Below are 17,004 nucleotides of genomic sequence, written 5' to 3'. Positions count from 1 at the left end.
CCAGAAGGGCCGTTGAGTTGGAAAAAAGATGATAACAGGCTGACACGACTAGAGCGCCATCAGGGCATCGACCTGGCGGCTGATCTCGGCCGGTGACAAAGCGGCCAGATTGTCCGTGGTCGAGCGCAGGATGATATTGCGACCCGCCAACGGAATGAAGGCATCGCGCCAGCACTCGTTGTTCATCAACACCAGGGTGGGCACCCCGAAGGAAGAGGAGATATGGATGATGGAGGTATCGGTCGAGATGACCCCTCGCGCATCCTTGATGATCTTGGCGGCATCGAGAATGGTGTCTGGAAACAGCACTCTCATGTCTTGCCGCGAACAGGCCACTGGCTGCTTGGAGAAGACTAAGTAGGAGATCCCCTCATAAGCAGGCAACTGCGCCAGAATCCCGTCAATCTGTGCCTCCGTCATCGAGTTGCCGACCTGGCTGCCCGTCAGGTTGACCAGCAGATAGCGGCCATATACGCCGGTATCGAGCTGCTCATTGCAAGGCGATGGTACTGTGGCCGGCACCCCAGCCGCATCACCTGCCACGCTGAGCATGCGATAGACGAAGTGATCCTGGATGGGGCGTGACGACACTATGGTGGCCTTCTTGTTGAACAGCGGCAGCAACTTCTGCTGCCCTTCGCTCTTGAAGCGCAGGGGCAACGACTGCAAGCGCCCGTTGGCCAGCAACAGCAACTTGGCCATGGCGATATCGTCGGGCTCGTCAAACAGATTGATCACCAGGTCATACTGCCGTTGCCTGAGTTCACGCAGCTTGCACCACATGCTCGCCGGCCACAGGGTGTCGTTCAGGGTGATCACGTGACACTCATCGATCCTGGCGACCGACGCTGCCAGCAGCTGGTTGCGCTGGCTGCATACCAGCTCGAGGCGCGCGGCGGGGTAGATCTCTCTAAGCCGGGCAATGGCGGGCAGGGTGAGAATGAAATCGCCGATGGCGTCATAACCGACCACCAGCACCCGCTTCACCTTCGCCCCGGCGGGGCATGGGACGGCGTCAGGTGCTCTGCCGATCAGCCATCTGGCAATGGAGTGGGTAAGCAACTTCTTGAGATTCATGGGTTATCCAGCTTGTATGGCCAGCAGCGTCGGCAAGGCTGACAGGGCTGCCAACCAACAGCCGCCGTCGGCACGCCCAATACTATTTCAGATAGTGACCGTAGGCTCTGTCATCAATGGTGGTGGTAAACAGATCCACATCCAGACAGCAGGGCTCCACCCCGGAGGCAGACAGGCCGTTGAGCTGCAAGCGACCGGTCAGATAATCGGAAGGCATTCGCAGCGGATAGGCGCACTGCAATAGCTTCTTGGCACCAGCCAGAGTCAGCACATACCCAGCGGTAGAGAGTACCCCTCGCTTGGAGGAGCGGCTGGGTGTCAGGTACCTGGCAAGCCGGTAGCCACCGGGCAGGGATGACAGGAATGGCCAGCGCTTGGCTTTGCCATGATGCAGGAAGACGATCTCGGACTGGCAGGAGTGCACTATCGTCTCGATGATCGCCTTGCTGTGCATGTGCAGGTAGATGTCATCCTCAAGCACCACGCAGCGCTCAATACCCTCGGCGACGATGCGCTCATAAACTCGGATATGGCTCATGGCGCAGCCAATCTCGCCAAAACTCAGTTCATGGCCACATACTTCTTTGGCCAGCTCCAAATCCACCTTGGCCAGCTCGGCACTGCTCAGCGCCTTCCCGTCGGTTGCATCTACAAACTCGAAATCTATGCCCAGATGCGCCATCTGATGAACAACCATCGCCCGTCGCTCAACGCTGCGAGCCAAACTGATGACAAAAACCGGAATCATGACGTGCAGGTATCCTTTTTAAACTCATGGGAAAACCAGATGAAAACCAGGCTGAGTGTGTACAGATAGAGCACCCCTTGATGCTCAAACGGCACATCGCTTAGGGAGTTAATGGCAAACGCGAGGGGAACCAGCACACCCGCTGAAATCCTGCTTATATTGTTCGCCGCCAGATAGAGCGGCAGGCCAAGAAAGATAACCAGTGCGATAAATCCTATGCTGCCGCGAACGACCAGGTTCTGCATATATTGATTATGGGCATGGGCCAGCTCTGGGCTAAGAATAGATGGAGATAGCGCCCCGCTCTCAGCCTGGCTTCGTTTCAGTGCGTCAAATCCATTTGTCCCCACCCCGGCCAAGGGTGCATCCAAAAACCCTAGCCAGGCGCTCTGCCATGCCACAACGCGCAAGCCCCAAGACGAGTAATATGCACCTGCTTCTACCAACTTGTATTCAGATACGGCGGAAAGTATTCGAGTCTGTGCCAATTGATTATTTTGATATATTGCCCCCGTCGTAGCCATACATAGGATAGCTACCGCGATGTATTTCCACGGTTTGAAGTAGGCCTTGTAGCAGATGACGTAGGCAAGAATGATCCCGAAGGCGAGCCAGACCCCCCGGCTCTGGGAGAGATACAGCGCAAACAGGGCCGCAATCAAGCCAAGCAGGCTCCCCCCCCTCAACCATCCAGGCAACTGTTTTTGCTGGAAGACAAACCAGTTGAGGATGGCCAGCGTCAGCGCAGCCTGCGAGAAAAGGATCGCGTTGGTAAACCCTTCCACCCTGGCAATGCCGTGCTGGTATTGCCAGATGCTGAGGATGCCCAATCCCATCCCGCCCAGCACGATGGCCAGGTACCCCAGCATCAGCAGCACGGGTTTGCGCGGCATCATCAGCGCAAAGACTACGACATAAAACAGCCCGCGCATGACTCCGTATTGATCACCGTGGATCAACCGGTTGATGAAGATCATGGCGGCATAGACCAGCAGCCCCCAGAGAATGCGACGGTCTTTGAGCCCCACATCCCGTTGTTTGCCGACAAAGTAATTCAACAAACCGAATATGCCGGTCACGGCCAGCAGATTGGATTGAATGCTCTGGCCGAAAGGGGCCAGAAACAGGCCGCAAAAGGAGAACAGGATGGTCAGCGCAAACAGGGCTGTGGTTGTTCTATCGAGCAAGGCAAGGCTTCTGCTGAGCATCAATCAAGACTTCCTGAAGACATAGTTACCCCGGATTTTGCGCCACAGGCCAAAAACATCGGTACGCGGGAAAATGGCAATGCGGCGGATCCGGAAAGGGTCCTGGTGCATGGCTCTGGGCCCGCTATTGGTGGCAACCGCAAAACGGTAGCCCGCCGCCATCGCCTGCGCCTTGGCACTCTCATCCATATCCCCATAAGGGTAGGCGAACGACAGCAGAGGGTGGCCGAGCAGGGCTTCGAGCTGTCGTTTGTTCTCTTGGATTTCATGAGCTTGCTGCTCGGGTGCAAGCTTGCTCAACCTGGGGTGGGTCAGGGTATGCCCGCCGATCTCCACATGGCCGGAGGCCGCCAGCGCCTTGAGCTGCTCGCCATTCATCAGGTCCACCCGGGTGTCGGGGTTGCTCGCATGCTCCACATCCCAGCGGTTATACCCTTCCCCCGTGACCACGTATACCACGGCTTTGTAACCATATTTTTCCAGCAGCGGCAGCATGCGGGTCAGGTTGTCCTGATAGCCGTCGTCAGCGGTGATCATCAGGTACTTCTTGCCGTATTGCAGCCGGTGAATGAAGCCCTTGTCCGCCAGATCGCGGAACGTCAGAGTCTCATAACCCAGCCACTTCAGCAGGCGCAGGTGCTTCTCGAACATGGCGATCGGCATCCAGGTGCCATGCACCCCCTTCTCGCTGTCATGCTCGATGAAGCGGTGGTACATGATGACCGGCATCTCGCGGCGCAGGGTCTCGACCACCGCATCCTGATAGATGGACTCCAGGCCGGAGACGACCCCCGCCAAGCCATACTCGACCTGAATGCGCTGACGGACAGCATCAGAGACAGTGCCACTGGCCAGCGCCGGGGCAATCTGTGCCTTCAGTGCGGCAAAATCGATCGCCAGATCCTGGGGGCCGATATCGCCGAAGTTGCTGGCCAGCGCCTCATCCAGATTGTGCTCGGTCACCAGCCCGATGGCCTTGGCTTCACCGATGGCAAAGGCGGGACGACCGCAGAGCAGGGCCTCCATCGCCACCCGACCGGCACCGATCACCAGATCACACCCCGCCAGCAGAGCAGGCACATCATCGACATAACCGACAAACTCGGCACGATCCTGAAAACGGGCAAAACGCTCGGGCACGCGGGTACCGCTGACAATCCGCACCTTGCAGGCATCCAGATCGAGTACTTCATCGAGCAGGCGATAGCAAAGCTCCCCTTTAGGGCCACTCAAACGGCCAATGATGGCGATCACCGGTTTGTCATTATCCGGCGTCGGCACAGGCTGGAACTTGTCGGTTTCGATACCGTTGCGCAGCACCTGCACGATGGCCGGATCCACCCCCAGATTGTCGATGATCTGGTGGGCAATATCCTCGCACACCGCCACCGCTCGAAAGCCGAGAGCATGGAAGGCCTTGCGCGAGGCATGCACCGGCTGGCGGCCGTGCACCGTGGTGATCATGGGGGTGCCGGTCAGCTTGCAGGCCACATAGCTGCTCCAGCCGGAGGCGCGGGAGTGGGCATGCACCAGCTGGATATGGTGTTTCTTGATGAGGTAGACGAGATAAAACACGTGCCAGAAGCGGCGCAGAATGCTGCGCTTGTTGAATCGCAGCTTGAACACCTCACCCTGAGTGGGCTTGGTCAGGGTGTCCGATACGTAGAAAACCTGGTGGCCACGCCGGGTCAGTTCGTTACCGACCGTGGTGGCATAGACCTCAGCGCCCGTCACTTCGAGCTGGGAGAGTGCCATCAATATGTTCATTGCGTGGTTACCCGGTAGAGACTGAGAAAAACCGTGACAAACAACAGCGCCGGAAGCAGGTATGGCCTGCTTCCGGCTTGTCTGCACATGGCGGTGTAAAACTCACCCGTTAGCGGTTGAGCCACGCCATATAATCCGCGACCCCTTCGGCCACGGTTTTGAACTCGGCGTCATAACCGACGCCGCGCAGCTTGGTCATATCCGCCTGGGTAAAGCTCTGATAGCGACCCTTGAGGTGATCCGGGAAGGGAATATACTCGATGGCACCCTTCTGATGATGCTTGATCACCGCTTCGGCCACGTTCTGGAACGGCTCGGCCCGACCGGTACCGCAGTTGAAGATGCCGGAGTGCTGCGGATTCTGCCAGAACCAGAGGTTCACCTTGCAGACGTCATCCACATAGATGAAATCGCGCATCTGGCCGCCGTTGGGGAAACCGTCGCAGCCTTCGAACAGCTTGGGATTCTCGCCCTTCTTCACCTGGGTATTGAGGTGGAAGGCAACCGAGGCCATGGAGCCCTTGTGCTGCTCGCGCGGACCATAGACGTTGAAGTACTTGAGACCGACTACCTGGGAGTTGATCTCCGGCATCCAGCGACGCACGTACTGGTCGAACAGCTGCTTGGAGTAGCCGTAGACGTTGAGCGGCTGCTCGAACTTCGGATCTTCGATGAAGTTGTCGTTGCGCCCGCCATAGGTGGCGGCAGAAGAGGCGTAGATGAACGGAATTTCCCGCTCGATGCAGTAGTGGAACAGATCCTTGGAGTACTCGTAGTTGACCTCCATGATGAACTTGCCGTTCCACTCGGTGGTGGCGGAGCAGGCACCCTCGTGGAAAATCACCTCGATGCCGCCATCCCACTCTTCAAATTCGTCGCCGGAGACGATCCGCGCCTGGAACTCATCCTTATCCATGTAATCGGCAATGGTCAGATCGACCAAATTGACGAACTTGGTGCCGTCGGTCAGGTCATCGATGACCACCACATCGGTCCGTCCTTGAGCGTTCAGCTGCTTGACCAGATTGCTGCCGATAAAGCCAGCACCGCCAGTTACTACGATCATGGAGTTTGCCTCGCGTACGTTGATGGCCACGTGTGACTGCCTGTTAAAGCTGTGTATAGTGAGCCAATTTGAAATTGCCGAAAAGTTTATCACGGGCCGCAAGGGGATTCGACCTTGACGATTTCACCGGCCAGGGGCCCGGCAGAGGGAACAGCGATGAAAACCAGAGACAGGATCATTCACAGCGCCACCGAGCTGTTCAACGATCAGGGTGAGCGCAACATCACCACCAACCACATTGCCGCCCATCTGGGCATCAGCCCGGGCAACCTCTATTACCACTTCCGCAATAAAGAAGACATCATCCACTCCATCTTCGACCAGTACGCCCGCCACCTGAGCGAGAGCTTCACCCCAGCGCGCAGCGACGAGATCAAGCTGGAAAACCTGATGGGCTATTTGGATGCCATCTTCTATCTGATGTGGCAGTTCCGCTTCTTCTACGCCAATCTGCCGGACATCCTGAGCCGCGATGAGCCGCTGCAGCAAAAATACCTCAAGGCCCAGGAGCAGTTGCGCGCCGCCGTGGTAGCCCTGCTCAGAAGCCTGCGCGAGGGCGGCATCATAAATGTCAGCGACGAGGATCTGCCGGATCTGGGCCAGACCATCAAGATGGTGGTCACCTGCTGGATCCCGTTCCAGATTGCCCAGGCCCCCAGCACCCGCATCACCAAGCCGTTGCTCTATCAGGGCGTCTTGCGGGTGCTGTTCCTGCTGCGCCCCTATGTGCAGCCCCAGGTGGCCGACCAGATCCGCCAGCTGGAACAGCACTATCGTCAACTGGCCCAACCAGCCGGGTGAGATCTGTTTCACAATTGTTGAATGTCAGCACAATCATTTGAATTCACCGCAACAGATTGCAGTAAAATACTGCCCATTGTTGATAATCAGCTGAAATAGCCAATAAGGATCGAGGATGTCTAACGGATTCTATCGTCACCTGACCGAGCAGCTTGAGCAGGTGCAGGCTGAAGGGTTGTACAAGCAGGAGCGCGTCATCACCTCGGCCCAGCAGGCCCGGATTGCGGTGGGCGGCGAGCAGGTGCTGAACTTCTGTGCCAACAACTATCTGGGGCTGGCCAACCACCCGGACCTGATCGCAGCGGCTCATCAGGGGCTGGACAGCCACGGCTTCGGCATGGCCTCGGTCCGTTTCATCTGCGGCACCCAGGATCAGCACAAGGAGCTGGAGCAGAAACTGTCGGGTTTCCTCGGCACCGAAGACACCATCCTCTACTCCTCCTGCTTCGATGCCAATGGCGGTCTGTTCGAAACCCTGTTCGGTGCCGAAGACGCCATCATCTCCGATGCTCTCAACCACGCCTCCATCATCGACGGGGTCCGGCTGTGCAAGGCCAAGCGCTATCGCTACGCCAACAACGACATGGCCGAGCTGGAAGCCCAGCTCAAGCAGGCTGACGCCGACGGCGCCCGCTTCAAGCTGATCGCCACCGACGGCGTCTTCTCCATGGATGGCGTCATTGCCGACCTCAAATCCATCTGCGATCTGGCCGACAAATACGACGCCCTGGTGATGGTGGACGACTCCCACGCCGTCGGCTTCATCGGCGAGAACGGCCGCGGCACCCATGAATACTGTGGCGTGATGGACAGGGTCGACATCATCACCGGCACCCTGGGCAAGGCGCTCGGCGGTGCCTCCGGTGGCTACACCTCCGGCAAAAAGGAGGTGATCGACTGGTTGCGCCAGCGCTCCCGCCCCTATCTCTTCTCCAACTCGCTGGCCCCCTCCATCGTCGCCGCCACCATCAAGGTGATCGACATGCTGGCCGACGGGCATGCGCTGCGCTCCAGCCTCAAGGAGAACAGCCAATACTTCCGCGAGCGGATGAGCGCCGCCGGCTTCACCCTGGCCGGGGCTGATCACGCCATCATTCCGGTGATGCTGGGTGACGCCAAACTGGCCGCCGAGATGGCAAGCCGCATGCTGGCTGCCGGTATCTACGTGGTGGGCTTCTCCTTCCCGGTGGTGCCCAAGGGCCAGGCCCGTATCCGCACCCAGATGTCCGCTGCCCATACCCGCGAGCAACTGGACAAGGCCATCGATGCTTTCATTCGCATCGGCCGCGAACTCGACATCATCTGATTTGAATCAAGGGGCCTGGCGCCCCTTCTTTCTGCATTCATCGTGAAGGAACAACCATGAAAGCGCTCTCCAAACTGCACAAAGAAGTCGGCATCTGGATGACAGACGTACCAGCCCCCGAACTCGGCCACAACGACCTGCTGATCAAGATCCGCAAGACCGCCATCTGTGGCACCGACATCCATATCTACAACTGGGACGAGTGGTCACAGAAGACCATCCCGGTGCCCATGGTGGTCGGCCACGAATACGTCGGGGAAGTGGTCGCCATCGGCCAGGAAGTGCGCGGCTTCGCGGTCGGAGACCGGGTATCCGGTGAAGGCCACATCACCTGTGGCCACTGCCGCAACTGCCGTGCCGGCCGCACCCACCTGTGCCGCAACACCATAGGCGTCGGCGTCAACCGCCCTGGCGCCTTCGCCGAGTATCTGGTGATCCCGGCCTTCAACGCCTTCAAGCTGCCGGATAACGTCCCCGATGAACTGGCCGCCATCTTCGATCCGTTCGGCAACGCGGTGCACACCGCCCTCTCCTTCGACCTGGTCGGTGAAGACGTGCTGATCACTGGCGCCGGCCCCATCGGCATCATGGCCGCCGCCGTCTGCCGCCACGTGGGTGCCCGCCACGTGGTGATCACCGACGTCAACGAATACCGGCTGGAGCTGGCCCGCAAGATGGGCGCCACCCGCGCCGTCAACGTGGCCAAGGAGCAGCTCAGCGACGTGATGAGCGAACTCGGCATGACCGAAGGGTTCGACGTGGGGCTGGAGATGTCCGGCGTACCCAGCGCCTTCCAGGACATGATCGACAAGATGAACCACGGCGGCAAAATCGCCATGCTCGGCATCCCCCCCGCTACCATGGCCATCGACTGGGGCAAGGTGATCTTCAAGGGACTGTTTATCAAAGGGATCTACGGTCGTGAAATGTTCGAGACCTGGTACAAGATGGCCAGCCTGATCCAGTCCGGGCTGGATCTCTCCCCCATTATTACCCACCGCTTCCACATCGACGACTTCCAGCAAGGGTTCGATGCCATGCGCTCAGGCCAGTCCGGCAAGGTGATCCTCAGCTGGGACAAATAAGCCTTTCGGCCCGCCATGAGATGAAACCCGGTGAAAACCGGGTTTCTTTTTTTCGGGCCAGCCTCGCCAGTTTGTGATCTGACGAGGAAACTTTGCACGCAGAGTGCTTAACACTTCACACACAAGCGTTTAAATGGCTGTAACTATTCGGTTATAATCCAGTCGTTTTCTAGGGATAATAAAAGCCTGCTGGGAGTACATGAGCGTGTTGAAAAAACTGAGCTATTTGCTGGCGGTCGGGATGACGGCCGCCAGTTTGTCCGGCGTGGTGCTTGCTGCCGATGATATGTCACCGGAGGCAATTGCCGAGCGGATCAAGCCTGTCGGTCAAGTCTATACCGCCAAGGATCTGGAAGGGATTGCGACCGCAGGCGCAGCCCCTGCGGCGGCAGCGGCATCTGGTCCGCGCGACGGCGAAGCGGTGTTCAAGGGCGCCTGCTTCGCCTGCCACGATGCCGGCATCGCCGGAGCTCCCAAGCGGGGCGACAAGGTCGCCTGGGAACCACGTATCGCCCAAGGCATTGAAACGCTTAAGAAACACGCCATTGCCGGCTTCGCAGGCAAGACCGGTGTGATGCCGCCACGAGGAACTTGCGCCACCTGTAGCGATGAAGAGATCGAAAACGCCATTCACTACATGATCGACAAGCTCTAAGTGTTTGAAAGGGCCGCATTTGCGGCCCTTTCAATCTGATGACTTCCGGCTACTCTTTGTAGGGTAGGTAAACCGGGAGTTACTCATGTCAGCGCAACCAATAGCACCCCATTACTCGACTCCCTTGCTGGCGTTGGTCTCCGCTATTATGGATTTCCCCGCCCCTTCCGCCGCCACTTCCAAAGATTACGACACCCTGATCCAGCAGTTGAACCAGCTCTGTCCGCTGCAGCATTTCGGCATGCTCGGCTTGTCGGAAGCCGGCCTGCAGTGGGTATGCGAATACCAGATATCCGACAGTTTCAAGTTGCAGCTGGGGCTGGAAGAGTCACGCATCACAGATCAACTGACCCAGCTCGATGAAGCCGATGGCTGGTGTTCGCTGCCGGTCGAGCATGGTCAGGTCCAGTGGCTGCTGGCCTGCTGCCAGCCCAAGGAGCTGCCAACCCTGCGCCTGTTGCTGGAGTGCCTGGCCAAGCGATTGAACGAGACCCAGGCAGGCTCCCAGCTGTCGGAGCTGGCCTCGCCGCTGATCCGCAAAGACCCTGACTGGCAGAAGAAGATCGAGAGCATCAACCGCATCATCCGGCTGGCCAACACCCTGCCCAGTCAGGCGCTGTTCTCCCAGCTCGAGGCAGTACTGCGCCAGATGCTGGCCATTCAGGACATGCTGCTGGTGCGCATCGACAGCCACCGGCTCGAGAAGATCTATCCGGAGCAGCCTCCCCACAGCGACGAGTTCATCACCGGGTTGTGCCACAGCACCAACAACATGGAGCAGCACAAGGAGCAGCTCTACTGGTACAGCCAACCGCTGCGCCTGCAGCAGCAGTACTTCGCCCACTTTCTCATCAGCCTGCAGCATCCGCTGGAAACCGATGACCGACTGTTTCTCGACTTCCTGCGCAGCCAGCTCACCCTGCTGCTGGAGCTGAGGCGGATCCGCCAGCAGCTGCACGACATCAACTCGGAAGATTCCATCAACCAGCGCCTGCAGCAGTTGCGTCAGACCAACCTCCGGCTGCAAAAGCAGCTCAAGCAGCATCAGGAGCTGGAACGCCGGCTGCAGTTCGACGCCCTGCACGATCCGCTGACCCAGCTGCCCAACCGGGCACTATTGATGAACCACTTGAACCACGCCATGACCCACTTTCACCGCTACAAGTCGCCCGGGTTCTCGCTGATCTTCATCGATGTGGATCACTTCAAGCAGGTCAACGACACCCTGGGCCACAGCGCCGGTGACCAGCTGCTCAAGGAGATGAGCCGCCGCCTGCAGACCTGCATTCGGCAAAACGACATGGTAGCCAGGCTGGGCGGGGATGAATTCGTCATCTATCTGGATAACAGCAAGACCGAGGAGGATATCAGCCCGGTACTCAACCGCATCATCAGCCGCCTCTCCTACCCTTTTCGGCTGATGGGCAACGAGCTGGGCATCACGGTCAGTCTGGGGGTGGCCAGCGTATCGGAACAGACCTCCGACATCAGCCAGCTGCTCCATCAGGCCGACTTGGCCATGTATCAGGCCAAACGCAACGGCCGCAGCCGCATCGTCAGCTATTCGGAAGAGTGCTCGGTCCAGACCTGGGCCTCGCCGGAAGAGATGCTGGCAAGAGCGCTGCGCGAAGGGCGCATCGTCCCCTATTTTCAGCCGGTGATCCGGCTCAAGGACAGCCGGCTGACCGGGCTGGAGGTGATGGCCCGCTGGATCACCGAAGAGGGGGTACTCAAGGATGCGTTCGACTTTATCCCGCTGGCGGAGCAGTGCGGTCTGATTCAGGAGCTGGACTACCAGATCCTGAGCCACACCTGCCAACAATTGAAGGAGTGGCTGCCGCTGTCAGGCCAGAGCAAGTTCAAGGTGGCCATCAACTTGTCCGGCAAGCATCTGGTCAGCCATGAGCAGATCATGAAGTTGGTTGAAATCATCGAATCCGAGGGGATAGCCCCCGGCTATCTGATCTTCGAATTCAACGAGCGGGAGCTGTCACGGCAGGACTCCGATGCCCTCACCTCGTTGCACGAATTGAGAGCCAAGGGTATCCAGATCAGTCTGGATGACTTTGGGACCGGGTTTTCTTCCCTCAATGCCCTGTTCCACTTTCCGGTGGACTACATCAAGGTGGATGACAGCTTCACCCATCGCATGCTGCAATCACCCAAGGATCTCGCCCTCATTCGTGCCATGCGCGATATCTGCCAGGATCTGGACTTCACTCTGGTGGTGGAAGGCATCGAAAACCAGCAACAGCTGCAGAAACTGATCGACCTGGGCTGCTTGATGGGCCAGGGGCGCTATATCTCGCCTCCCATGCCCGGAGCCGATATCACCCCCCTGCTCACCCAGACCAAGAACGAGCGCGGCTAACCGCCACTCAATCCTTCTTGAACAGCGCTCTCAGGTTGGCGACCCCGACCTGCCCCTTCTGCTGACGCTCCTCGGCCGTCACCTTCTTCTGGTTTTCCCACTCCAGATCGTCCTGCGGGAGCTCCAGCAGGAAGCGGCTCGGCTCCGGCCGCACCGACTCGCCGTACTGGCGCCGCTCCTTGCAGAGGGTAAAAGTGAGCTCGGTCTGGGCCCGGGTGATGCCCACATAGGCGAGGCGCCGCTCCTCCTCCACGTTGTCTTCATCGATGCTGGTCTGATGGGGCAGCAAGCCCTCCTCCATGCCCACCATGTAGACATAGGGAAACTCCAGCCCCTTGGAGGCGTGCAGGGTCATCAGCTGCACCTGATCAGCCTCATCCTCTCCCTCGTTGCGCTCCATCATGTCACGCAGGGTGAGCCGGGTAACCACCTGAGCCAGAGTCATTGCTTCCTCCAGCTCATCCCCCTCCAGCATCTCGGTGATCCAGCGGTAAAGGGTGGAGACGTTCTGCATCCGCATCTCTGCCGCCTTCGGGCTGGGAGAGGTCTCGTAGAGCCACTCCTCGTAGTGGATCTCCTTGATCATGTCCCGCACCGCCTCCACCGGATTGCCGCGCAGCGCCTGATCGCCGAGCCGCACCAGCCAGTTGGTGAAGGCCTGCAGGGCGGATAGACCACGCCCGGAGAGGTGTTGCTCCAGCCCCAGCTCGAAGCTGGCGGCAAACAGGCTCTTGCCACGCTGGTTGGCATACTGGCCCAGTTTTTCGAGGGTGGTGGGGCCTATCTCCCGGCGCGGCAGGTTGACCACCCGCAGGAAGGCCGTGTCCTCGTCCGGGTTCACCAGCAGCTTGAGGTAGGCCATGATGTCCTTGATCTCGGTGCGGGAGAAAAACGAGGTGCCGCCGGAGATACGGTAGGGAATGCGGTTGGTCATCAGCGCCTTCTCGAAGATGCGCGACTGATGGTTGCCCCGATAGAGGATGGCGTAGTCTTTGAACCGGGTGCGGTTCATGAACTTGTGGCCCATCAGCTCGGCAGCGATACGCTCCGCCTCATGCTCCTCATTCTTGGCAAACAGCACCTTGAGCTTCACCCCTTCATCGAGCTCGGAGAAGAGCGCCTTGTCATAGACGTGGGGGTTGTTGGCGATCAGGATATTGGCGCACTTGAGGATCCGCTTCTTGGAACGGTAGTTCTGCTCCAGCTTGATGAGCTTGAGGCTGGGAAAATCCTCGTTCAGCAACACCAGGTTCTGCGGCTTGGCCCCACGCCAGGAGTAGATGGACTGGTCATCGTCCCCCACCACGGTAAAACGGGCCCGCTCGCCGACAATCTGCTTCACCAGCTCGTACTGGCTGGTGTTGGTGTCCTGATATTCGTCGACCAGCAGATAACGGATCTTGTTCTGCCAGCGGGTGCGTACCTCCTCGTTGCTCTTGAGCAGCAGGGTCGGCATCACGATGAGATCGTCAAAATCCAGCGCGTTGTAGGCCACCATCTGGCGGTGATAGCGTTCATAGAGCTGGGCCAGCAACACTTCTTCCGGGCCGCGGGCGATGCGCATGGCGCGAGCCGGCAGGATGAGGTCGTTCTTCCAGTTGGATATCTGGCTGATGAGGGCCGAGAGCTTGTCCTTGTCGTTGTCGAGCTCCGCCTCGGTCAGCTCTTTCAACAGCGCCAGCTGGTCGGTATCGTCAAACAGGGAAAAATTGGCCTTGAGGTTCAGGCTCTTGTGCTCGCGGCGGATGATCTCGAGCCCTAGGGTGTGGAAGGTGGAGACCATCAGCCCCCGCGCCTCCTTGCGACCCAGGGTCTGGCCGACCCGCTCCTTCATCTCTCGTGCCGCCTTGTTGGTGAAGGTCACGGCGGCGATGTTGCGCGCGTTGTAGCCGCACTGCTGTACCAGATAGGCAATCTTGTTGGTGATGACGCGGGTCTTGCCCGATCCGGCACCCGCCAGCACCAGGCAAGGGCCGGAGACAAACTTGACCGCTTCGTTCTGATTGGGGTTGAGCTTCATGGGCCGGATCTCTTGGCTTATGATGAGGGGCGGCATTGTAACAGAGATCCCGCAGGCAGCCGAAACCGCAGGCAATATCCCGCCACTGCGCCTTGTGTTTGACCGCCATTTTCCGGATCATGGCCGACTTTTCCAGATGATATGAGGGGAGCATGAACCAGCAACAGCACGCCCGGCTGCGCAGCCAGTTTCCGGCCTTGGCACAAGAGGTTAACGGCCACCCTCTGGTCTATCTGGATAACGCCGCCACTACCCAGAAACCCCAGGTGGTACTGGACGCCATCGCGCACTACTATCGGGCCGACAACGCCAACGTGCACCGTGCCGCCCATGCCCTGAGCGGCCGCGCCACCCGAGCCTTTGAGGCCGCCCGCGAGACGGTTACCCGCTTTATCAATGCGCCTCACAGTCGCGAGGTAATCTGGACCCGTGGCACTACTGAGGCAATCAATCTGGTGACCCAGAGCTGGGGCATGAGCGAACTAAAGGCGGGGGACGAGATCGTGCTCAGCACCCTGGAGCACCACGCCAACATAGTCCCCTGGCAGCTGATTGCCCTGCGTACCGGCGCCGTGATCCGGGTCATCCCCCTCGATGAGCGGGGCGATCTCGATCTCGCGGCCTATCACGCCATGTTGGGGCCACGCACCCGACTGGTGAGCGTGGCTCACGTCTCCAATGCTCTGGGTACCGTCAATCCAGTCAAAGAGATGGTGGCGGCGGCCAAGGCGGTCGGGGCCCTGACCCTGATCGACGGGGCCCAAGCGGTGGCTCATCTCGAGGTGGATGTACAGGCCATCGGCTGCGACTTCTACGCATTCTCCGGCCACAAGCTCTATGGCCCGACCGGGATCGGCGTGCTGTGGGGCCGCACCGAACTGCTGGAGCGGATGCCACCCTGGCAAGCGGGGGGCGAGATGATCGACAGAGTCAGCTTCGCCGGCACCACCTTCAACACCCTGCCTTTCAAGTTTGAAGCCGGCACCCCTCATATTGCCGGCGCCATCGGCCTCGCCGCTGCCATCGACTTTGTGATGGAGCAGGACAAGGATTCATTGGCCAGCCATGAAGCGGCGCTGACCAACTATCTGGTTGCCGGACTGCAACAGGTGCCGGGGCTGCGTCTGGTCGGCGAACCCGGCCAGCGCGCCGGCGCCGTCTCCTTCCTGCTGGAGGATATCCACCCGCAAGATGCCGCCACCCTGCTCGACATGCAGGGGATTGCGCTGCGGGTCGGCCATCACTGCGCCATGCCGCTGATGGAATCGCTCGGTATCGGCGGTACCCTGCGCGCCTCCCTGGCCTGCTACAACAATCGGGACGATGTCGACGCCCTGCTGGCCGCCCTGCACAAACTCAGTGACTTCTTCTAAGGCAGACAATCCAATGAACAGCCTCACAACCTATACCCGGATTGGCGTTGAGCCCGACGCAAACAGCATCCGTCAGCAGTTTACGGCAGCAAGCGGCTGGGAAAACCAGTACCGGCTCATTATCCAGCTCGGCAAACAGCTACCTGCACTGCCCGGAGAATGGCAGCAGGAGGAATTTCGCCTCAAGGGTTGTGAAAGCCAGGCCTGGCTGAAGGGGGAACGGGGTACGGATGGTAACTGGCACTTTGCCTGTGATTCAGATGCCCGCATCGTGCGGGGCCTTATCGTCATCGTGTTGGCGGCGCTCAACCACCAATCTGCAGCGGCGATACAGTCCTTCGACATGGAGGGCTATTTCACCGAACTGGGGCTTGAGAAACACTTGAGCCCGTCGCGGGGAAACGGGCTCAGGGCTATCGTTTTGGCAATCCGGGAGCAGGCTGTCTAACCCGCCTTGTTCAGTGGTCGATCAGGCTTCGCCAATCGACCCTGCGCCTTCATTCCCGGCCTCTTTCTCGGCACGGGCTCCCCGCTCGGCAATCTTCTTCAATACCCGGGACGCGGCGACCAGCCCAAAGGTGGCCGTCACCGGCGTCACGGCACCGAAGCCAGAGGCACAATCCATCTTCATATTGCCGTCGCTGGCCGCCTTCGCCTGGCAGGTGCCGCCATTGCCATCCGGATAACTCAGCTGCTCGGTTGAGAAAACGCATTCCACCCCGAATTTGCGCGCCGGATTCTTGCTGAAGTTGTGCAGCCGGCGCAGGTCGGAGCGCACCTTGGCGGCCAGCGGATCCTGAATGGTCTTGGCCAGATCGGCCACGGTGATCTGGGTCGGGTCCATCTGCCCGCCAGCACCGCCGGCCACGATCACCGGGATCTTGTTACGCTTGCAAAAGGCAATCAGCGCTACCTTGGCCTTGACCGAGTCGATGGCATCCACCACATAGTCAAACTCCCGCTTGATATGCTCGGCCAGGTTGTCAGCGGTGACGAAGTCATCCACCTCGATCACCTCGCAATCCGGATTGATGGCACGGATGCGATCGGCCATCACCTCCGTCTTGAGACGACCGACTGTCCCCTCCATGGCGTGGATCTGGCGATTGGTGTTGGTGATGCAGATGTCGTCCATGTCGATCAGGGTGATCTGGTTGATGCCGGCCCGGGCCAGCGCCTCGGCCGCCCAGGAACCGACGCCACCGATCCCGACCACACAGACTTTCGCCTGGCTGAAGGAGCGCAGCGCACTCTGACCATAAAGACGGGCAATGCCCCCGAATCGCTGTAGATACTCTGCTTTCATACCACCACCTTGCTTGAGGGCGGCCATTATAGCGGCAACCTCTCTCAGGGGCGATGATCGGATGATGGCGGTGTTGAGGTGAGGGAAAAGGAGTGCGGTGTCGGAAATGAAAAAAAGCCCAGTCGTTAGACTGGGCTTCTTAAGTAGTGGCGGAGCGGACGGGACTCGAACCCGCGACCCCCGGCGTGACAGGCCGGTATTCTAACCGACTGAACTACCGC

14 protein-coding genes are annotated in these 17,004 nt (G+C 59.4%); 7 read left to right on the top strand and 7 right to left on the bottom strand.

Annotated elements, in window-relative coordinates; translation table 11 throughout:
• Positions 1–48 precede the first annotated feature (48 nt).
• The 5 genes from OKC29_RS12460 to rfaD all read right to left on the bottom strand — a co-directional run bounded on the left by OKC29_RS12460 (position 49) and on the right by rfaD (position 5,866).
• Positions 49–1,077, bottom strand: a complete 1,029-nt coding sequence (locus OKC29_RS12460) for a glycosyltransferase family 9 protein (protein ID WP_162275796.1) — start codon at positions 1,075–1,077, stop codon at positions 49–51.
• Positions 1,078–1,159: 82 nt separating this feature from the next.
• The gene (locus OKC29_RS12455) at positions 1,160–1,825 is read right to left on the bottom strand and encodes a glycosyltransferase family 25 protein (protein ID WP_073352198.1); all 666 of its coding nucleotides are present in this window, start codon (positions 1,823–1,825) and stop codon (positions 1,160–1,162) included.
• Complete coding sequence (locus tag OKC29_RS12450; protein ID WP_123785056.1) at positions 1,822–3,036, bottom strand: O-antigen ligase family protein; 1,215 nt, start codon at positions 3,034–3,036, stop codon at positions 1,822–1,824. Before OKC29_RS12450 ends, OKC29_RS12455 begins: the two co-directional genes overlap by 4 nt.
• Positions 3,037–4,800: a polysaccharide deacetylase family protein gene (locus OKC29_RS12445; RefSeq protein WP_162275797.1), complete on the bottom strand. Its 1,764-nt coding sequence runs from the start codon at positions 4,798–4,800 to the stop codon at positions 3,037–3,039. It lies immediately after the preceding gene.
• A gap of 109 nt (positions 4,801–4,909) precedes the next feature.
• Positions 4,910–5,866, bottom strand: a complete 957-nt coding sequence (rfaD, locus tag OKC29_RS12440) for an ADP-glyceromanno-heptose 6-epimerase (protein ID WP_024945510.1) — start codon at positions 5,864–5,866, stop codon at positions 4,910–4,912.
• Between the two features lie 156 nt (positions 5,867–6,022).
• Here rfaD and OKC29_RS12435 point away from each other — a divergent pair, with 156 nt between their 5' ends.
• The 5 genes from OKC29_RS12435 (at position 6,023) to OKC29_RS12415 (ending at position 12,084) form a co-directional block, all read left to right on the top strand.
• The gene (locus OKC29_RS12435) at positions 6,023–6,667 is read left to right on the top strand and encodes a TetR/AcrR family transcriptional regulator (protein WP_073352202.1); all 645 of its coding nucleotides are present in this window, start codon (positions 6,023–6,025) and stop codon (positions 6,665–6,667) included.
• A 115-nt stretch (positions 6,668–6,782) separates the two neighbouring features.
• Positions 6,783–7,973 carry a glycine C-acetyltransferase gene (locus OKC29_RS12430; RefSeq protein WP_042067218.1) on the top strand — a complete coding sequence of 397 codons (1,191 nt, stop codon included), beginning with the start codon at positions 6,783–6,785 and terminating at the stop codon, positions 7,971–7,973.
• A gap of 56 nt (positions 7,974–8,029) precedes the next feature.
• Positions 8,030–9,058: an L-threonine 3-dehydrogenase gene (gene tdh, locus OKC29_RS12425; RefSeq protein ID WP_016352377.1), complete on the top strand. Its 1,029-nt coding sequence runs from the start codon at positions 8,030–8,032 to the stop codon at positions 9,056–9,058.
• 199 nt (positions 9,059–9,257) lie between these two features.
• The gene (locus tag OKC29_RS12420) at positions 9,258–9,713 is read left to right on the top strand and encodes a c-type cytochrome (protein ID WP_162275798.1); all 456 of its coding nucleotides are present in this window, start codon (positions 9,258–9,260) and stop codon (positions 9,711–9,713) included.
• 85 nt (positions 9,714–9,798) lie between these two features.
• Positions 9,799–12,084 (top strand): putative bifunctional diguanylate cyclase/phosphodiesterase, encoded by a 2,286-nt coding sequence (locus tag OKC29_RS12415; RefSeq protein ID WP_041216899.1) that lies wholly within the window; start codon positions 9,799–9,801, stop codon positions 12,082–12,084.
• A gap of 7 nt (positions 12,085–12,091) precedes the next feature.
• Here OKC29_RS12415 and rep read toward each other — a convergent pair whose 3' ends face one another.
• Positions 12,092–14,104: a DNA helicase Rep gene (gene rep / locus OKC29_RS12410; RefSeq protein WP_016352380.1), complete on the bottom strand. Its 2,013-nt coding sequence runs from the start codon at positions 14,102–14,104 to the stop codon at positions 12,092–12,094.
• 152 nt (positions 14,105–14,256) lie between these two features.
• Here rep and OKC29_RS12405 point away from each other — a divergent pair, with 152 nt between their 5' ends.
• Positions 14,257–15,477, top strand: coding sequence for an aminotransferase class V-fold PLP-dependent enzyme (locus OKC29_RS12405; RefSeq protein WP_073352204.1), 1,221 nt, complete (start codon positions 14,257–14,259; stop codon positions 15,475–15,477).
• 13 nt (positions 15,478–15,490) lie between these two features.
• Positions 15,491–15,925 (top strand): SufE family protein, encoded by a 435-nt coding sequence (locus tag OKC29_RS12400; protein WP_043126117.1) that lies wholly within the window; start codon positions 15,491–15,493, stop codon positions 15,923–15,925.
• A 21-nt stretch (positions 15,926–15,946) separates the two neighbouring features.
• On the opposite strand, the gene tcdA is transcribed toward OKC29_RS12400, so the two are convergent.
• A complete protein-coding gene (gene tcdA / locus OKC29_RS12395) occupies positions 15,947–16,783 on the bottom strand; it encodes a tRNA cyclic N6-threonylcarbamoyladenosine(37) synthase TcdA (RefSeq protein WP_073352207.1) in 837 nt (278 codons plus the stop codon).
• Positions 16,784–17,004 lie beyond the last annotated feature (221 nt).

This window comes from Aeromonas sp. QDB34 (assembly GCF_027705405.1).
GTDB classification, from domain to species: domain Bacteria; phylum Pseudomonadota; class Gammaproteobacteria; order Enterobacterales; family Aeromonadaceae; genus Aeromonas; species Aeromonas hydrophila.
The sequence above is the reverse complement of the archived record's forward strand: the minus strand, read 5'-3'. Positions and strand labels throughout refer to the sequence as shown.

What these genes read in the sequence shown, in the direction of transcription:
- OKC29_RS12460 (WP_162275796.1), bottom strand. Translation starts at nt 1,077, where the DNA reads ATGAATCTCAAGAAGTTGCTTACCCACTCCATTGCCAGATGGCTGATC.
- OKC29_RS12455 (WP_073352198.1), bottom strand. Translation starts at nt 1,825, where the DNA reads ATGATTCCGGTTTTTGTCATCAGTTTGGCTCGCAGCGTTGAGCGACGG.
- OKC29_RS12445 (WP_162275797.1), bottom strand. Translation starts at nt 4,800, where the DNA reads ATGAACATATTGATGGCACTCTCCCAGCTCGAAGTGACGGGCGCTGAG.
- rfaD (WP_024945510.1), bottom strand. Translation starts at nt 5,866, where the DNA reads ATGATCGTAGTAACTGGCGGTGCTGGCTTTATCGGCAGCAATCTGGTC.
- OKC29_RS12435 (WP_073352202.1), top strand. Translation starts at nt 6,023, where the DNA reads ATGAAAACCAGAGACAGGATCATTCACAGCGCCACCGAGCTGTTCAAC.
- OKC29_RS12430 (WP_042067218.1), top strand. Translation starts at nt 6,783, where the DNA reads ATGTCTAACGGATTCTATCGTCACCTGACCGAGCAGCTTGAGCAGGTG.
- tdh (WP_016352377.1), top strand. Translation starts at nt 8,030, where the DNA reads ATGAAAGCGCTCTCCAAACTGCACAAAGAAGTCGGCATCTGGATGACA.
- OKC29_RS12420 (WP_162275798.1), top strand. Translation starts at nt 9,258, where the DNA reads ATGAGCGTGTTGAAAAAACTGAGCTATTTGCTGGCGGTCGGGATGACG.
- OKC29_RS12415 (WP_041216899.1), top strand. Translation starts at nt 9,799, where the DNA reads ATGTCAGCGCAACCAATAGCACCCCATTACTCGACTCCCTTGCTGGCG.
- rep (WP_016352380.1), bottom strand. Translation starts at nt 14,104, where the DNA reads ATGAAGCTCAACCCCAATCAGAACGAAGCGGTCAAGTTTGTCTCCGGC.
- OKC29_RS12405 (WP_073352204.1), top strand. Translation starts at nt 14,257, where the DNA reads ATGAACCAGCAACAGCACGCCCGGCTGCGCAGCCAGTTTCCGGCCTTG.
- OKC29_RS12400 (WP_043126117.1), top strand. Translation starts at nt 15,491, where the DNA reads ATGAACAGCCTCACAACCTATACCCGGATTGGCGTTGAGCCCGACGCA.
- tcdA (WP_073352207.1), bottom strand. Translation starts at nt 16,783, where the DNA reads ATGAAAGCAGAGTATCTACAGCGATTCGGGGGCATTGCCCGTCTTTAT.